The sequence below is a fragment of the Streptomyces sp. NBC_01317 genome, assembly GCF_035961655.1.
In the GTDB taxonomy this organism is placed as follows: domain Bacteria; phylum Actinomycetota; class Actinomycetes; order Streptomycetales; family Streptomycetaceae; genus Streptomyces.
In genome coordinates this window covers 7296233-7314378 of the sequence record NZ_CP108393.1, presented here as the reverse complement: position 1 = coordinate 7314378, position 18146 = coordinate 7296233, and the positions used below count along the sequence as shown (strand labels likewise).

The following is an 18146-nucleotide window of genomic DNA, read 5'->3' as shown; positions in this document are numbered from 1 at the left end:
TGCTCCCTTCGGGGGGCCGGGCCGCCGGGGCCGTACGGACGTTACCGGGCCGGCGGAGTGCTGTCCGGGCGGCGGCCGGGCGGCAGCCAACTCCTGGCCCTGCCACGGGGGATCACCGCGGCCGCGCCTCCCACGAGCAGGACGAGCGCCAGTCCCCCGCCCGCGATCGCCAGCGCCCGGTTCCTGGGGCCGGGGTCGGCGGGCTCGGGCAGGTGCGCGGGTACGGCCTCCGCGGCGGCCTCCCGCGCGGACGCGCCTTGTTCCTGTACGAGGGACAGGGCGGCGTAAGGATCGAGGCGGGGGGTGTCCGACGGGTAGGCGGTCGCGAGCAGGCGGCGCGCGACCTCCCGGGCGGTCAACTCCGGCCGGTAGGCCCGTACCAGAGCGGCGGTCCCCGCCGCCCCCGCCGCGGCGAGCGAGGCCCCGGACCCGATGTAGTGGCCGGGTCCCCCCGGCCCGGCGCCGACCATGGAACTGCCCGGCGCCGACAGGTCCGGCTCATGGGCGGGCGGCGCGTTCTCCTGCCGTACGCCGGTGGGCCCGAAGTCCACCACGGCGAGGACGCCCGGCGCGGCGGCCGGCCAATAGGGGCCTCTGGGCATGGAGTTGCCGGGCCCGCGCTCCTCCTTGGGCACGGCGTCCGGGGCGGCGGGGGCGACCACCAGCACGTCGTGCTCCGTGGCGTAGGCGACGGCGTCGGTGATCTCCTCCCTGCCCGTACGCAGCGCGTGCCCGACGTAGACGACCCGCGCCTTCCGGTCCACGGCCGTCCGGATTCCGAGGGCGACCAGTTCCGGCGACGGCACCCCGCGCTCGTCGGTCCCCCGCAGCGCGACGATGTCGGCCTTCGGGGCGACTCCCGTGATTCCGCTGCCCTTCTGCGGGGCCGCGGCGATGAGACCGGCCACGAAGGTGCCGTGTCCCACGCAGTCCTCCCCCGCCCCGTCGACCGCCGTCACCCGGCCGGACAGGCCGGGCACACCGGAGGCGACCCCGGTGTCGATCACCGCGACGGTCACCCCGGCCCCCTCGGAGATCCGCTGGGCCCTCGGCAGCCCGAGCGCCTTCTGCGACCAGGCCGCCCCGGTGGCGGTCTCCTTGGAGGGCTCGGTGCAGGGGTTGCCCTCGCCGAGGCGCAGCGGCAGCGGGGGCAGCAGCGTGGCGACCGGCTCGTCGGCGCCGGGACCGAACGACCCGCCCGGCGTGGCGAAGGCGGGCCCGCAGGTGACTGGCAGGATGACCGCGACAGCCAGCACGAGGCCCGCATACCTGTATTTCATGGTGCTTCGCATTATCACATGGTATGCGCATGCCATACTCAGGCGCACGCACAGGGCAGGCCAAAGACCCAGCAATACCAGGAGGTTCGAGGCGCGTGGCACGGCACATACTCACGGTCTGCCCGGAACGGCCGGACTGTTTCCCGACGATCGGTGAGGCACTGGCCCAGGCGCGCACCGGGGCGGTGATCCATGTGCGCCCCGGGCGGTACGCCGAGAACCTGGTCATCAGGAACCGGGTGACGATCGTTGCCGAGGGCGAGCCGGGAACGGTCGAGATCTGCCCGCGCGCGGGCAGCGCGATCAGTCTCATGGCCGACGCCGTCATGCTCAGCGGTCTGACCCTGCGCGGACGCGACAAGGAACTGCCCGTCGTGGACATCCCGGCCGGCCAGGCCGCCCTCGACGGCTGCACCGTGAGCGGCGCGGGATGGGCGGCGCTGCTGGTCCGGGGCAAGGGCTCGCTGGCCGCCCGCGGCTGCCGTGTCGGCAATCCCGGCGGCGCGGGGGTCGTCGACTCCTCGGAGACCGAAAGCATCATCGAGGACTGCGTGTTCGAGAACTTCGGCACCTCCGCCGTGGTGATCGGCGAGAGCGCCCGGCCCCTCGTCCGCGACTGCCGGATACGCGGCGCGCGGGCCAACGGCATCCTCGCCAGCGGCGAGGCCGGCGGCACCGTCGACAGCTGTGACATCTCCGGCACCGACAAGCCCGCCATCGCCCTGGAGGGCCACAGCTCGACCCGCGTCCTGCGCTCCACCGTCCACCACACGTCGGTGGGCCTGCTCGTGAGCAGCCTCTCCCGCCCCGAGATCGAGGACACGACCTTCGAGTCGACGGCCCAGAGCGCCATCGTCATCTCCGGCGGCGCCGACCCCCTGCTGCGGCGGTGCGTGACCCGGCGTACCAAACACAGCGGACTCCTCGTCCTCGACCGCTCGCGCGGAAACCTGGAGGGGTGCGCCTTCCACACCTCGGCACAGTCCGCCGTGCGGGTCGTGGACGGCAGCTCCCCGCTGCTCAGGGACACGGTGGTGAGCGACTGCGCCGACACCTCGGGGGCGGTGTACCTCAGTGACCACTCCACCGCCGAGTTCGAGCGCCTGGACGTCCTGGACGCGGCCGGGGTCGGCATCCACGTCCGCGCCTCCGCCAACCCGCTGCTGCGCCACACCCGGGTCCTCGGAGCGGGCGGCCACGGCATCGAGATCACCGACGACGGCCGGGGCCGTCTGGAGCACTGCGAGGTCGAGTCCGCGGGCGGCTCCGGGCTGAGCGTGGACGACGACGCCGACCCCGAGATCAGCGACACCGCGCTGCGCTCCTCCGCCCGCTCGGGCGTGGTCATCGGCGAGCGCGGGCGCGGAACCCTGCGGGACTGCGAGATCAGCGACAGCGCCGACGCGGGCATCACCGTCGGGGACGAGGGCGAACTCGCCCTGGACCGGGTGCGGGTGAGCGGCTCGAAGGCCCACGGCATCCAGGTGTCCCACGGCGGCCGGGCCTCGCTCACCTCCTGCGAGATCACCGGCAGCACGGGCGACGGCATACGGGTCGACAGCGCCGAGCCCGTCCAGCTCAACCGGTGTGTGGTGCGCGACAACCGCGGGGCGGGCCTGCGGCAGAGCCGGGGCAGCGAGCGCCTCTCGGTCGAGTACCTGACCAGCGCGGACAACGGCGCGGCGGACAGCTGGGGCGAGACCGCCGAGGTGACGGGCGGGAGCGGGGCGCCGGGCGGGTCCGAGAAGGGGTCCGCGCCGCGCACCCCGATGGACGACCTGGACGCGCTCATCGGCCTGGAGAACGTCAAGCACCAGGTGACCACCCTGGTCAACCTCAACCAGCTCGCCGAACGCCGCCGCAAGCTCGGCATGCCGGTCCCCTCGATGAGCCGGCACCTGATCTTCTCCGGACCGCCCGGCACCGGAAAGACCACGGTGGCCCGGCTGTACGGGAGCATCCTCGCCGACCTGGGCATCCTGCGCAGCGGCCACCTCGTCGAGGTCGCCCGGGCCGATCTGGTCGCCCAGATCATCGGCGGTACGGCCATCAAGACCACGGAGGCCTTCACCAGCGCACTGGGCGGGGTGCTGTTCATCGACGAGGCGTACACCCTGACCCCCGAGGGATCCTCCAACGACTTCGGACGCGAAGCCGTCGACACCCTCCTCAAGCTCATGGAGGACCACCGTGACGACGTGGTCGTGGTCGCCGCCGGCTACTCCGAGCAGATGGAGTCGTTCCTGTCCGCCAACCCGGGGATGGCCTCCCGGTTCACCCGTACCATCGAGTTCGGCAACTACGCGGTGGAAGAACTCGTCACCATCACCGAATCCATGTGCAACCGCCACCAGTTCGAGCTGGGACCGCTGACGCGCGAGGCGCTGGCCGTACGGTTCGAGGGGATGACGCGCGACGCGTCCTTCGGCAACGGCCGGGCGGCGCGCGGGGTGTTCGAGGACATGGTGGACCGTCAGTCCTTCCGGCTCGCGTCCATGGCCGACCCAGACGAGAGCGACCTGACCCTGCTGCTGCCGCAGGACGTCGGGGACGCGGAGGCGGCGGCCGTCGACGGCACACCGCGCGGCGGCGACGACGCGGCCGACCCGATGGCGGAGCTGACTGCCATGGTGGGCCTCGGGGCGGTGAAGCGTGAAGTGACCGATCTGGTCAGCCTGTTGTCCAACGCACGGCAGCGGGTCGCCGCCGGGCTGCCCAGCCCCAGGATCAGCAACCATCTGGTCTTCACCGGGCCACCGGGCACCGGAAAGACCACCGTGGCGCGGCTGTACGCCAAACTCCTGCACTCGCTCGGGGTGTTGCCCCGCGCCGGCCTGGTCGAGGTGGCCAGGGCCGACCTGGTCGGCCAGTACGTCGGACACACCGCCCAGCGCACCAAGGAGGTCTTCACCAGCGCGCTGGGAGGGGTGCTCTTCATCGACGAGGCGTACACCCTCACCCCCGAGGGATCGTCCAACGACTTCGGACGCGAAGCCGTCGACACGATCCTCAAGCTCATGGAGGACCACCGCGACGAGGTGGTGGTCATCGTCGCCGGGTACACCGAGGAGATGGAGCGCTTCCTCGCCTCCAACCCCGGGCTGGCCTCGCGGTTCTCCAAGTACGTGCAGTTCGAGGACTACAGCACGGAGGAACTGGTCACCATCGTCTCCCGGCACGCCACCGCGTCCGGTTACGAGTGCGGCCCCGACACCCTCGCGATGCTGCGCGCCCACGTGGACGCGATCCCCCGGGACCGGTCCTTCGGCAACGCCCGGCTCGCCCGCCAGCTGCTGGAGACCATGATGACCAGCCAGGCGCGCCGGCTCGGCGGACTCCGGTCCCCCAGCCTCGCCGACCTCACCACGCTGCTGCCCGAGGATCTGCCGTACGGGGAGCGCCCGGCGCGGCACGAACAAGCGGCGCTCTGAGCCGCCGTACCGCTTCGAGAAGAGCCGTACCGCTGTGAAAAGAAGCGCCCGCCGGGAAGGTTCACCCGGCGGGCGCTTCCTTCGCGGTCACGTGTGCGGCGTTCCGCCACCCACCCGCGTGACGGCCCGCCTCACACGGTGAGCCTGATGGCCTGGAGCGCCAGGGTCTTCTCCAGGGTCCCGGCGAAGATGAGATTCTCGCCGCCGGGGTTGTCGCACTTCAGACCGAGCCATCCCCGGTCGGTGACAAACGCGTTCTCGCACACCAGGGGCAGGCCGATGTTGATCGCGAAGCCGCCCAGGGCCGGGGCGCTGCTCGACGCGACCCCGATGTACAGGTCGCCGCCGTCGGACGCGCCCTTCCAGGGTGCCTTGTAGCCCTCCCCCATGGTCCAGGGGGTGGCGTTCACCCCGTTGGTCGAGGACACGGCGATGTTGAGGGCCGTGATGGGCCGGTTCTGCCCCTGCGTGCCCGCTTCCGCGCCGTCGCACACCGGTGCCTGCCAGCCGATGCCCTTGACGTAGGCCCGGTAGCAGATGTGCCGGCCCGCGTTCTGGGTGGCCAGCTTCATGACGGCGAGCGACGCGGTGTTGGCCGGCGGCTTGGCCTCGACCACCGCCTTCTTCTTGGGCGCCTTCTTCACCGGCGCGGACTTCTCCGCCGTCGGCGACGGCGACGGCGGACTCAGCGGCTCGGGCGGCGGCAGGGCCTTCGCCTTCGCCTTGACGGAGGGCTTGGCGGTCGTCGGCTTCGCCGTCGGCGACGCCGGGGCGTAGTCCTCCGGCGGCGCGTTGAGCGCCTGGTCGTCGAGGATGGTGTCGGACTCGGCGACCACCGACGTGGTGTCCGTCTTCTTGTCGGAGTCGTTCGTCGCCCAGATCAGCAGCGGCACCGCCAGGAGGACCACACCCGCGAGGCCGGCGGCCGCGAGGAGGGGCTTCTTCGGGTTGCCGGAGGGCGGTTCGCCGTCCCCCCGCCCGTCGCCCCGCCCGGCTCCTTCGCCGGAGGCCTCACCCGAGGCCGAGGCCGAAGCCGCGGCGGAGGCGGAGGCGGAGGCGTCCGGAGCGGTCGCGGCCGAGGCCGATCCCGTACGGGTCGCCTGGGTTGCCTGGGCCGCCTGGGCCCGCCTGCCCGCACCGGCGGACGCTTCCGGCTCCGGCTGCTGCCGCGTGGCCGCCGCGCCGGTGGCGGCACCCGCCGCCGCCTCCGCTTCGGCCGTACCGCTCGTGGTGCCCGGCTGTACGGGGACGGTCGCCGCCGCGGCCTCCTCGTCCGCGCCACGCCCCGTGGGGGCGGACGACGACGCGGCGGACGACGACGCGGCGGGCGTCGGCAGCCGGCCCGGGTCGGCTCCCACGGACCGCAGAGTGACGGCCCGGCGGATGGAAGGGCCGCCCGTGGCGCCCGACGGGTCCCCGTTACCGGTGGCGGAGGACCCTCGCGATGGTTCGTCCGGTGACGATCGATTTTGACGATTTGTCATATTCTTCCTTTGCTGTCGTACGTGATCGGTGGTGCGGACCCCGGCACGCCGGGGTGGTCTTGGATCCCCCTCGGACGCACGCCCTACCCGGCGCCCTGGCCCACGGGCCCGGCGCAGCGTTCCGGCCAGCCCTGGCCCTCGCCGGCGGGCGGTTTTGTGGCCAGCGCCGCTTCGAGGTGCGCGAGCGCCTTGAGGTCCAGGCCGCTCAGTTCCTCCGCCCCGTCCATGTAGGCGGTCGCGTTGCCGGGGAGTTCCCGCAGCAGCACGACGGAGGGCCCGGCGGGCACGGTCCGTACGGCCAGCACCCGGAAACCGGTCCCCGGCACGAAGACGATCTCGTCGTACGCATCCGGGGATCCGGCGGGCCGGTCCAGCAGTTGACGCACCTTGCGGCCGGTGATGGACCAGATCGCGTAGCGCACGGTGGCCCCGGCCGGCAGCGCGGACGGCTTGGCCAGCGCGCTGATCGGCCCCGGCTCCTGCAACAGGGCGCCGACGGCGGGCTCGGGCGAGGCCACGTCGCCGCCGCGCAGCGCCACACCCCGGTAGGAGGGCAGCCGCCGCAGCGCGGACGCCAGGCACCCGGCGTAGGGCAGCAGGCGCCCTTCGCCCGTGCACAGGTCCCGGATCAGCTCACGCGGGTGCAACGGCCCTTCCTCGGTGGTCAGATACGCGTGCGCCGCGATGAGATCGGTCCGCGCCGCGTCCAGTTCGTGCCCGCGAAGCGCGGGCATCCGCGTGAGCACCCGGGAGACGGCGGCCGCGTGCCCTTCCCAGGCGGAGCCGGCGAAGTCGCGGAACGCGACACGTTCGGCGACGGAGCTGACGTGCCCCGGGGAGAAGGGCAGGGGCACGGCGGATCGCGCCGGGTCGGTTGCCGCGGACGGGCCCGACGCGCGGCGGACCGGCTCCGGTGGAGCCGGTGTTACGGGATCCGGGGCGTCCGGAACCGAAGGGGCCGGTCCCGGTCCGACAGGTCCCGGTCCGGCCGGACCAAACACGGCCGGACCGGACGCGACGCGAGCCGATTCGTCCGGGGCCACGGGATCCGACGCTTGCGCCCGCGCCGGTGAAACCGGAGCCCCCGGCCCTGGAACGGCAGACCCAGGCACAGCCGGACCGGACACGGCCGGGTCCATGGGATCAGGTGCCCGCACCCGCGCACCCGCCGACGGTCCGGAAACGTCCGCTCCCGGTGTGGCGGGTCCCGCCGCGACCGGTCCGGACGCAACCGGACCGGCCCAAGCCCCTTCGGCCGAGGCCACGGAATCAGGTACCTGTGCCTTTGCCGGCGGTACGGGAACGTCCGGGCCCGGAACGGCAGACCCCGTCCCGACCGGACCGGACGCGGCCGGGTCCGTACCCGCCGGAGCCGGAGCGGCCGGGGTCACCGGATCCGGCGCCTGCGCCCATGCCGGTGAAACCGGACCATCCGGGCCCGGTACGGCGGGTCCCGCTGCGGCCGGACCGAACGCGGCCGGGGCCGTACCCGCCGGATCCGGCGCGGCCGGTATGACGGGATCCGGCGCCTGCACCCGTGCCGATGGAACCGGAACATCAGGTCCCGGTACGGCAGGTCCGGCTCCCGCCGGGTCGGATGCGATCGGACCGGACCCGGCGGGAGCCGAAGCGGTCCGAGCCGGTGCGGCCGAGGCCACAGGATCCGGCGCCTGCGCCCATGCGGGTGGAACCGGACCATCCGAGCCCGGTACGGCGGGTCCCGCCCCGACCGGACCCGAGGTGGCCCGAGCCAGCGTGGCCGGATCTGTCGCCTGTGCCCATGCCGGTGAAACAGGACCATCCGAGCCCGGCACAGCAGGTCCCGCCGCGACCGGACCGGACGCAGCCGGACCGGTCCAAGCCTGTTCAGCCGGGGCCACGGCATCAGGTGCCCGTACCCGCGCCCCCGCTGGCGGTACGGAAACATCCGGGCCCGGCACGGCAGGCCCCGCCCCGACCGGACCGGGCGCGGCCGGGTCCGTGCCCGCCGGCGCCGGTCCGGTCGGGGACGCGGGCGGCCGCTCGCCCGCGGGCGCTTCGCGTTCGGGGCGCTCGATGCGAGCGGGGTCCCCACCGGCCGTACCGGCAACCGGCCCGCCGGGTACGTGCCCCAACGCCCCCGCGACCGCTTCGCCTGCCCGTGGTGCGGGGGCGTGGTCCGCCCCCTCACCGGACGGTGAGCCGGACAGCGGGGGACGGCCGGGTACGGGTCGACCGGGTGACGCCAGACCCGCCGAGGTGTCACCCGGCGCCCGCGTCGTCGCCCCGGCGACCGGGCCGTGCCCCGACGTACCGTCACGCCGTCCGCCGGCCTCCGCGCCACGCGGCGGCAAGGTGCCTCCGGCGCCCCGCGCAGTCCCGCCGGGCGCTCCACCCCCCGCCGCACCGGCGGCAGTGGCCGCTGCCCCCTCCGCCATGCCCCGGACCGCCGGTCCGGCAGGCTGCCCGGACGGGCCGCTCCCGGTGGCGATCGCCTGTCCCGTCGGCCCGGACGAGGAGGAGACCCGTACAGGAGGCATCGGTGGGCCGGCCGGAGCCGCTCCCGCGACCGGGCGCGGGGCGGGAGCGGGCCGGCGCGCGGGCCCGGGAACCCGGGGCGGACCCGCGGTGACGTAACGGATGCCCGGTACACCGTGTTCGGCGGCCAGGCGGCGCAGTTCGCCCTCCCCGCTCATGAGCTTGCCGCGCACCAACAGCGTCGTCCTCGCGCGGACGTCGGACCCGAGGCCGGCCAGGAGCCGGGAGAGCGCGGGCAGGACGGAGTTGTCCAACGGCCTTCCCGGCGCGCCCAGTTCGACGGCGCACCGGTCCGGGTCCACAGGCAGCGCCGCCAACGGCGGCCGGGGGCCGTCCCGTTCCCACAGGGCCAGCCCGGCCCGGGTCACCGTGGCCTGCCAGCGGTCCGTCAGCACGACGGTCCCCGGTTGGGTGCCGCGCGGGATCCAGGCGGGCGGATGGCTTCCCAGCAGGCGCGGGGCGGGGAACCTGCCCTCCGCGTCGGCGGGTCCACACGTCACGGAGGACACGAACGGCTGCCAGCTCGGCGCGCCGTCGGCGCCCACCAGGGTCGGCCGGGGAGCCGTTCCCGGCGGTGCGTGGTCGGCGAGCAGCGGCAGACCGGTGAGGACTTCCACCTCGCTGCCCAGCAGACCGGCGACCGCGTGGCCGAGCCGCAGCAGATCACGCCGGCCGCCCGGCGCGAGGCGAACGCGGGACCGCTGCCCGACCGGCAACGCCGAAAGCACGGCGGCCACTTCGTCGGCCGCCACGTCCTCCGCCCGGGGAGCGCCGACCACGACCGTGGGGCGTTCGAAGTCGGCGGGCACCGCGAAGCACAGGTCGTCGAGGTCCGGCGTGGGGGCGCCCGCCGGGCGCATCACCACGCCAGCCGGTATCTGCTCCACCACACAGCCGCCGGTCGTGCGCGCGGGCACCCGGCCCAACGCCTCCTGCCAGGCGGGGGCCGGAGCGCGCGGGCCCAGTTTCCTGGGCGCCTCGCCGGGCGCGAAGCGCCACCATCCGCGGCCGCCCGTCCGGGAGTCGCCGTGGACGAAGAGCCCGCCCCCGGGGGTGATCAGGACGGCCCCGTCGGGAGCCAGCACCTCCAACTCCCAGGCGTCCGCGATCCTGCGGGCCACACAGGGCCGGCCCGGCTGGTCGTCACCGGCACCGGACATGACGAGCCGGACCCGGCCGACACCCGTCGAGCGCAGGGAGTCGAGCAGGGCGCCCAGCCGGGTCCAGAGGTCGTCGTCCGCCGGGCCACCCCCGGCGGCGGAGCCGACCATCACCGTGACGATGTCCGCGTCCACGCTCACGGCATGGGCGACTTCGGCCAGCGTGGCGAGCGGGAACGAGTCGTCCTCGACGGAACGCACCAGCAGGAGGCCGTCGATGTCCTCGACGGGCGGGGCGCCGCCGGCGCCCTGGCGCCCGGCGCCGGCCGGCGACGCGGCCGTATTCCCGGGAGCGCGCTCCGGGGCGGACCTGCCGCGCCTGCGGTGGAGGGCGGATGACCAACGGCTCACGCGTCCGCCCCCCGTGACCGAGGGCCGGCCTCGCGGATCTCGGCGGGAACGGGGGGAGGCCCGTCGTCCGGGCCGTCGCTCTGGGGCATCGCTGTCCTTACTCGTTGGTTCGGTGGCGGGTCGGTCACACGGCCTGGGCGGCGGCCGTCGTACGGCGGAAGGAGCGAAGGCGGAGGCCCGCGCGGCGGGTCCCCCCGAGGGGCGGCTCGCGAACGGCCTTACGCAAGAACCCGGTTGTCCGGTACGGCGCTCTCACGTGGCCTTCTCCACCACACGGGCGTCCGGCGTCCGCGCCGTGCCGTCCGGCATCCGAGCTGTGCCGTCCGGCGTCCGAGCTGTGTTGTCGGGTCTCCGCGCCGCGCCGTCCGGGCCCTCGTACCACAGGAGGCGGCGCGCCGTGGCCGCGTCCGTGACCACGCGGGTGAGAAGCCCGGACTTCAGGACGGCGTGGATCGCCCCGGCCCTCCGCACCCCGCCCGCGACCCCGATCAGCTCGGGAATCTCCCGGAGTTGGCCGGCGCTCGGGGCGATCGTACGGGCGTCCAACGCGCCGGGAAGCGGGCGGCCGTCCCGGTCGAAGAGGTGCCCGGCCACCTCGGCGCACGCCCCGAGTGTGCGGTACGTGTCGCGCTCCCGCTCCGTCAGGGCGTCGTACACCGCCGACAGCGTGGCCTCCCACGCGCCGATGCCGACGACGGCCTTGGTGACCCGGCCGAACCGGCCCAGGGTCTCGGCCGTGTCCGGCTGGCTCCTGAGGAGGGCGGCCGTCGGCGCGTCGGGCAGGACGAACGGGGCGTGGAGCGGAAAGGCCCTGCCCCGGCCGGCCGCGGCGGTACGGTGGACCGCCTCGATCGCCGTGTCGTGGGCCAGGTCAGGCCCGTGCACCCCGGTCAACTGGACGACCTCGCGGGAACGCAGCCGCCCGACCGCCTCGCTGAGCGCCTCGACCGTGCGGCTCGCGTCCAGCCCGAGGACGTCGCCCTCCTCGCTGATCTCCGAGATCAGCCGGGCCGCCGCCGTCCCCAGCCACCGGCCGGCGCGGCGCGAGTCCCCCGGGGCCACCGCGTCGCCCTCGCTCCGGGTCAGATCGACCACCACGGCCTGGCGGAGCCCGAAGCGTTCGGCCAGGGCGTGCGAGAGCGGGGCGTCGATCTCGGCGGGGACGGTGATGTCGATCCTGACGATGTCGTGGGCCACCGCGGCGTCGAGGAGACGTGCCACTTTGAACCGGCTGATCCTGAATTCCTTTGCGATGTCGACCTTCGACCGGTGCTCCAGGTAGAAACGCCGGGCGACGGACGCGGCGAGCAGTTTGTCGACCGCGGCGAAGGGAGCCTCCGCCTCGCGGTCTTCGCCCAGGTTCATGAGGGGACGACCGCCGTCCCTGAGGTGCCCGGGCGGATCGCCGTCGGCGGCGCGGTCGGCGTCACGTGCCACGGCTCACGAGGGTGCGCGCCTGGCGTACTGTCCGCTGCTAACACGTCTCTCCTCCTCCGGGAATGCCGTCCTCCGCGGGACGCGTCGCACGGGAGTTCGGTTCCGAGGCTCGGCACGGACGACTCCCCGCGATCGGACCGGCACGCGGAGCAGTGGTCACGATCGGGGCGGTCGTGTCCTCGGCGGGCCCGCGCGGGCAGACTTCCGGGGCCCGGCCGGCCAGGTCCGTCTCCCGCCCCGTGCGATCCACAGACAACTCCCGCCCCACGGTCATCAGTTCGATGCTACGCACCTGGTGTTACGCCAGGGGTACAGGGGCACCACATGAGGCGGAAATCTCGCCGTCGGGGGGACGTCTTCGGCGCGACGGGCCCGGCGCCGCGCCGCGCACCCCGTTGTCAGTGGGACTGTCTAGGCTCGGCGAGGCCAGGTCGGCGGCCCAACTCCGCTGCCCTTCACCCTACTTCGACACCTCGGCGGTTGTTGCGACCGTCATCCCGGGAGCACAGCGTGCGAGCGACCTTCGCGGACTTCACCACCGATCCGCCCCGCCGGGGCCCCGGCGCGGCCCGGTTCGAGAACTGCCGTATCGCGCCGGACCATCTCGCGATCGACGCGGGCGGCAGCGCGACGTTCGACTTCCTGCCGGCCGACGTCTTTCCGCCGGGCGAGGGCGGGACGCCCGAGGAGCTGGCCCTCACGGTCACCGCACTGGTCCCCTCGAACGGCGAGTCCCCGGAGGGCACCCCGATCGAGGTCACGGTCAACGGCCGTGCGGTCGTGGCCGATTCCGCCGTGTCGGGCGAAGTCGTGCCCGGGGAGGCGGTGTTCGCGGTGCCCGGCGCGCTTCTGGTTCCGCACACGAACACGCTGCGCCTGCGCCACCCCGCCGGGGCGCGGGGCGGCCTCCGGCTGTACTGGATCGCGCTGGACCCGTCCCGTACGACCGGCGACGTGCCACGTACGACCAGTGACCCGTCCCGTACCACCGGCGGCGCGGACCGCGTCACCGGCGGCGCGGACCGTACGACGGCGGAAGTGGCGGCCGGGGAGGCCGTGTTCACCTTCCTCACCGAGCGCCGCGCCCACACGTCCGCGAGCTGGCGGCCCGCTCCACGGCTGACCGTCCACCTGGACCGTGCCGGGCGCTCACTTCCGGAACAGCTCTCCTGGCGCGGCGAGGACGGTGCGGAGGCGGCGGTCGCCTTCCCTCCGGCGCGGACGGAGTTCTACGGGCACCACCGCGCCGCCGACGGCTCGCTCACGGAGTACCGCGGGGTGCTGGAGGAGCGCGCGGCGCTCCCGGAGGGCCCGTACACCGGCCCCTGCGCGGGCACGGCCCCGCACCGGTTCCGCACGGAGGAGAGCCGGGGCGACGGCGACTGGCACGCCTCCGGCGAGCTGCGGCTGCTGATCGAGGACGGGGGCGCGCCCGTCGAGCGGGTGACGTGGCACGACCGGGCGGGCGATTCTGGCTCGTTGGCGCTGCGGAGGGGCGGGCCCGACCCACGGGAGGAGGTGACCGGGCTGGTGACCGGGGTACGGGCGAGTGATGAGTTCACGGAGGCCGGCGAGATCGCCCGTAACCTCCTCGACGCCACCCGGCACAAGTGGCTGGGCGACGGGCACACCGCCTGGCTGGAGTTCTCCCTGAGCCGGCCGGTCGCCGTCCTCCACTACATACTGGCCTCGGCGAACGACTGCGGCGACCGCGACCCCGAGGACTGGACCCTCCAGGGTTCGCACGACGGCGAGCGGTGGGTCGCGCTCGACTCCCGCGCCGGGGAGCGCTTCCCCGAACGCCACCAGCCCCGGGGCTTCACCCTGTCCGCGGGCCCGGCCACGGCCTACCGCCACTACCGTCTTGAGATCACCCGCAACGCGGGGGCCCGCCATGTCCAGCTCTCCCAGGTGCGATTCTTCGCGTCCGCCCCTGAACCGCGGGGTTTTTCCGGCTACCACCAGCGGGTGAACGAGGGCCCGACCGGCTACCGGGGCACGTCGGCGTCGACCGCCCCGGAGCGAGAGCAGGGGCCGGAGCCGCGGTCCGAGCACGCCACCGACCCGGAACCGGAGCCGGAGCCGGAACCCACGTCCGGCCCGGCGGCCGCACTGCGTACCGTCGAGAAGTGGCGGGGCTACCTCGCCGAACACAGCGCCGACTTCCTGGCCGTACCGGACAACGAGGAGCCGGACGGCGTCACCGCCCGGCAGCGAGCCGTCGGCCGGCTGCTCTACGGAGGCGCCGACGACGAACGGATAGCGGCCCTGGAAGAACGGCTCGGCACGCGGCTCCCGCCGAGCTATCGCGCGTTCCTCGCCACCTCGGACGGTCGGCTGAATCTCAGTCCGTTCATGTGGGAGATGCGGACGGCCGAGGCCGTCGACTGGTTCCGCAGTGAGTCCGGCCTCTGGGAGATGCTCCGGATGGACGGCGAGGAGGGCTTCGAGGAGCAGACCGCGATGATGGACCGCGCGCTGCTGATCTCCGAGGACGGCGACGCGCAGTACTGGCTGCTGGACCCGGGGGACGTGTCGGAGGACGGCGAGTGGGCCGCGTACATCTGGGCGAGCTGGTACCCGGGCCTGAGCGAGAGGTACGCGTCCTTCGCGGAGCTGGTCATCGAGGAGCGCAGCGGGTTCGAGGACGAGTGACGGACGGCGACGACTGACCTGCGGCCTGGGCCTGGTACGGGAGACCTCAGGGCACCCCGGGCGCTCAGCCGGTGTTCCCGGACCGGGCCTCCAGGACCGCGCGGGCCGCCGCCACGACGGTCGCGCGCCGCAGGGCGGGGTCGCCGCCCAGGGCCGGGGCCAGCGGCCCGTTGGAGAGGGACAGCAGGACCATCAGATCGCGCAGCTCCTCGGCGGGGAAGTCGGCGGAGATCCGCCCCTCCTTCTGGGCCCGGGCGATCCTCCCGGCCTTCTGGGCCTGCGCGTCGTGCACGGCCTGGGGCGGCGCGTGCTCGGGCCGTTCCAGCTGGTGCCAGGCCGCCAGGCGTACGACGTGAGGGTGCGCCTCGTAGTAGTCGTAGAGCCGCCCGACGTACCCGGGCAGGTCTTCGGGGTCCAGGTCCACGGCCTCGACGATCTCGACCACATGGCGGCTGTACACGACGTCGAACAGCTCCAGCTTGCCGCCGAAGTAGCGGTACAGCAGGGCGTTGTTGACGCCCGCCGTGGTGGTGATGCGGTCGACACGCGCCCCGGCGATGCCGTACCGGGCGAATTCGTCCGCCGCGGCGTCCAGGATCTTGCGCCGGGTCTCTTCCGCGCTGCGTGCCATGGCCCCAGCATAAGTAGGTAAGCACCTACTTGACAAGTATTCCGGGGCGTCCTAGCGTCGAAGTAGGTAACCACCTACCTTCATACGGACCGGAGAGATCATGATCGTCTACGACAAGCTCTACATCGGCGGCCACTGGGCGCCCTCGTCCCTCGACGAGCGGATCGAGATCCTTTCCCCGCACGACCGGTCCCCCGTCGGCCACGCCGCCCAGGCCGCGCCCGCCGATGTGGACGCGGCCGTCGCCCTCGCGCGCGAGGCCTTCGACCATGGACCGTGGCCCCGGCTGAGCCCCGGGGAGCGCCGGGCCACGGTGGCCCGGTTCAACGCCCTGCACGCCGCGCGGGCCGAGGAGATCGCCGACCTCGTCACGGCCGAGAACGGCTCGGCGAGCTGGTTCACCCGCAGCCTCCAGACCGCCCTGGCCGGGCAGACCGACGCGTATCTGCGCGCCTCCGAGGCTCTGCCGTGGGAGGAGGAGGTACGGTCCCCCGCGGGCGCCCGGTCGCTGGTGCGCCGCGAGCCCGTCGGCGTGGTCGCGGCGGTCATCCCCTGGAACGCGCCGCACCAGTCCGCCCTGGTCAAGATGGTTCCCGCCCTCCTCGCGGGCTGCGCGGTCATCCTCAAGGCCTCACCCGAGACCGCCCTGGACGCGCTCCTGCTGGCCGAGGTCTTCGACGCGGCCGGATTCCCGGAGGGCGTGGTCTCCGTGCTGCCCGCCGGCCGGGAGACCAGCGAATACCTCGTCTCCCACCCCGGTGTCGACAAGATCGCCTTCACCGGCTCGACCGCGGCGGGCCGCCGTATCGCCTCGATCGCCGGGGAGCAGCTCAAGCGGGTCAGCCTGGAGCTGGGCGGGAAGTCCGCCGCGATCGTGCTGGACGACGCGGATCTGGAATCGGTGACGGAGGGGCTGCGGTACGCGTCGTACGGGAACAACGGCGAGTCCTGCGTGAGCCTCACCCGCGTCCTCGCCCCGCGCGCCCGCTACGAGGAGGTCGTCGCCGCGGTGGCCGCCCTGACCGAGAGCCTGACCGTGGGCGATCCGGCCTCGCCGGACACGTTCATCGGCCCGATGGTGCGCCCGGGCCAGCAGGAACGGGTCCAGTCGTACATCAGGACCGGTATCGAGGAGGGCGCGCGGCTGGTTGTCGGCGGTCCCGACACCCCCGCCGGGCTGGAGGGCGGCAACTACGTGCGCCCGACCGTCTTCGCCGACGTGGACAACTCCATGCGGATCGCGCGGGAGGAGATCTTCGGCCCGGTTCTCGTCGTCATCCCCTACGACGACGACAACGACGCGGTACGCATCGCCAACGACTCGCCGTACGGCCTCTCCGGCGGTGTGTGGACGGCGGACGCCGAACGCGGTACGGAGATCGCCCGCCGCGTCCGTACCGGCACGTTCTCCGTGAACGGCGCCGCGCCCGACTTCAGCACCCCGTTCGGCGGCTACAAGGCCAGCGGCATCGGCCGCGAGTTCGGCGCGGCGGGGCTGGGCCAGTACCTGGAGCTCAAGTCCATAGCCCTGTGAGGCCGCCGCCCCGAGGGCGTCCAGGGCCGGGCCGAGCCGGCCGCGCTCCGGAAGGACGCGCTCGGCCCCGGGCCGCCGAGCGTGGAAGTCAGGCCCGAAACATGGTCCGATGACGGCATGAGCGAATCATCAGAAAAGCCACAAACAGGGCAGGGTCGGGGCTCGGACCTCACGTACGACGTCGTGGTCATCGGCGCCGGTCCGGTGGGCCAGAACGTCGCCGAACGGGCCCGCGCCGCCGGGCTGAGCGTGGCGGCGGTGGAGCGGGAACTGGTGGGCGGGGAGTGTTCGTACTGGGCGTGTGTGCCCAGCAAGGCACTGCTGCGTCCGGTGCTCGCCGTCGCCGACGCCCGCAAGGTGGACGGGGCGCGCGAAGCGGTCAGCGGCACGATCTCCACGGACGGCGTCTTCGGGCGGCGCGACCGCTACGTCACCGACTGGGACGACACGGGCCAGGCCGACTGGGTCCGGGGCATCGGCGCCGACCTCGTGCGCGGCGACGCGCGGCTGGACGGCAGCCGCCGCGTGGTGGTCCGTACCCCCGACGGCGGGGAGACGGTCCTCACCGCCCGGCACGCGGTCGCCCTGTGCACCGGCAGCGACGCGGTCGTCCCCGACCTGCCCGGACTCGCCGAGGCCCGCCCCTGGACCAACCGCGAGGCCACCGACTCCCGTACCGTCCCCGGCCGGCTCGTCGTGGTCGGCGGGGGCGGGGTCGGCGTCGAGATGGCCACCGCCTGGCAGGGACTCGGCTCGACGGTCACGCTGCTGGCCCGGAGTCCGCTGCTGCCCCGGATGGAACCCTTCGTCGGCGGGATGGTCGCCGACGGGCTCAAGGACGGCGGGGTGGACGTACGGATCGGCGTGTCCGTCACCGCGCTGCACCGCCCCGATCCGGACGGTCCTGTCGGCATCGTCCTGGACGACGGCACCCGGCTGGAGGCCGACGAGATCCTCTTCGCCACCGGCCGCTCGCCCCGGACCAAGGACGTCGGTCTCGAGACGGTGGGCCTGACCCCCGGGACCTGGCTGGACGTGGACGGGACCTGCGCGGTCCGCGATGTCGACGGGGCCTGGCTGTACGCGGTCGGCGACATCAACCATCACGCCCTCCTCACCCACCAGGGCAAGTACCAGGCCCGGATCGCCGGCGACGCGATCGGCGCCCGCGCGGCGGGGGAACCGCTGGACACCGCGCCCTGGGGCGCCCACGCCACCACCGCCGACCAGCACGCCGTCCCCCAGATCTTCTTCACCGACCCCGAGGCCGCCGCGGTGGGCCTGTCGACGCAGGAGGCCACCCGCGCCGGCCACCGCGTCCGGGCCGTCGACGTCGACTTCGCGACCGTCCCCGGCGCCCTGCTCCACGCCGACGGCTACCGGGGCCGGGCCCGTATCGTCGTGGACCTGGACCGCGAAACCCTGCTCGGCGCGACCTTCGTCGGCCCCGGCGTCAGCGAACTGCTCCACTCCGCCACGATCGCCGTCGCCGGCGAGGTGCCTGTCCCCCGCCTGTGGCACGCCGTGTCCTGTTTCCCGACGGTCAGCGAGATCTGGCTGTACCTGCTGAAGGCGTACCGGGGCTGACCCGGAGAGACCGGGAGCCGGGAGGGACCGGGGGGCCGTGAGCGACCACGGCCCCGCCACCGGCGAGGGGGCCGTGCGG

9 protein-coding genes are annotated in these 18146 nt (G+C 74.1%); 4 read left to right on the top strand and 5 right to left on the bottom strand.

Annotated features, from left to right (window positions below; translation table 11 throughout):
- Nucleotides 1–41 precede the first annotated feature (41 nt).
- The gene (locus OG349_RS31825; RefSeq protein ID WP_327237870.1) at nt 42–1280 is read right to left on the bottom strand and encodes a S8 family serine peptidase; all 1239 of its coding nucleotides are present in this window, start codon (nt 1278–1280) and stop codon (nt 42–44) included.
- 95 nt (nt 1281–1375) lie between these two features.
- Between OG349_RS31825 and OG349_RS31820 the strand changes: the two genes are divergently transcribed.
- Nucleotides 1376–4711 (top strand): right-handed parallel beta-helix repeat-containing protein, encoded by a 3336-nt coding sequence (locus OG349_RS31820; protein ID WP_327237869.1) that lies wholly within the window; start codon nt 1376–1378, stop codon nt 4709–4711.
- 131 nt (nt 4712–4842) lie between these two features.
- Here the strand turns inward: OG349_RS31820 and OG349_RS31815 are convergent, their stop codons facing one another.
- The 3 genes from OG349_RS31815 to OG349_RS31805 form a co-directional block, all read right to left on the bottom strand.
- Nucleotides 4843–6069, bottom strand: a complete 1227-nt coding sequence (locus OG349_RS31815; RefSeq protein WP_327237868.1) for a hypothetical protein — start codon at nt 6067–6069, stop codon at nt 4843–4845.
- A 209-nt stretch (nt 6070–6278) separates the two neighbouring features.
- Nucleotides 6279–10223 carry a hypothetical protein gene (locus tag OG349_RS31810; protein ID WP_327237867.1) on the bottom strand — a complete coding sequence of 1315 codons (3945 nt, stop codon included), beginning with the start codon at nt 10221–10223 and terminating at the stop codon, nt 6279–6281.
- 252 nt (nt 10224–10475) lie between these two features.
- Nucleotides 10476–11660, bottom strand: a complete 1185-nt coding sequence (locus OG349_RS31805; protein ID WP_327237866.1) for a sugar-binding transcriptional regulator — start codon at nt 11658–11660, stop codon at nt 10476–10478.
- Between the two features lie 510 nt (nt 11661–12170).
- Between OG349_RS31805 and OG349_RS31800 the strand changes: the two genes are divergently transcribed.
- Nucleotides 12171–14315 carry an SMI1/KNR4 family protein gene (locus OG349_RS31800; RefSeq protein ID WP_327237865.1) on the top strand — a complete coding sequence of 715 codons (2145 nt, stop codon included), beginning with the start codon at nt 12171–12173 and terminating at the stop codon, nt 14313–14315.
- Nucleotides 14316–14379: 64 nt separating this feature from the next.
- Here the strand turns inward: OG349_RS31800 and OG349_RS31795 are convergent, their stop codons facing one another.
- Entirely contained in the window at nt 14380–14946 is a 567-nt protein-coding gene (locus OG349_RS31795) for a TetR family transcriptional regulator (protein ID WP_327237864.1), read from the bottom strand.
- Between the two features lie 100 nt (nt 14947–15046).
- Here OG349_RS31795 and OG349_RS31790 point away from each other — a divergent pair, with 100 nt between their 5' ends.
- Nucleotides 15047–16480, top strand: a complete 1434-nt coding sequence (locus tag OG349_RS31790) for an aldehyde dehydrogenase (protein WP_327237863.1) — start codon at nt 15047–15049, stop codon at nt 16478–16480.
- Nucleotides 16481–16597: 117 nt separating this feature from the next.
- Nucleotides 16598–18067, top strand: a complete 1470-nt coding sequence (locus tag OG349_RS31785) for a dihydrolipoyl dehydrogenase family protein (protein WP_327237862.1) — start codon at nt 16598–16600, stop codon at nt 18065–18067.
- The last annotated feature ends 79 nt before the right edge of the window (nt 18068–18146 follow it).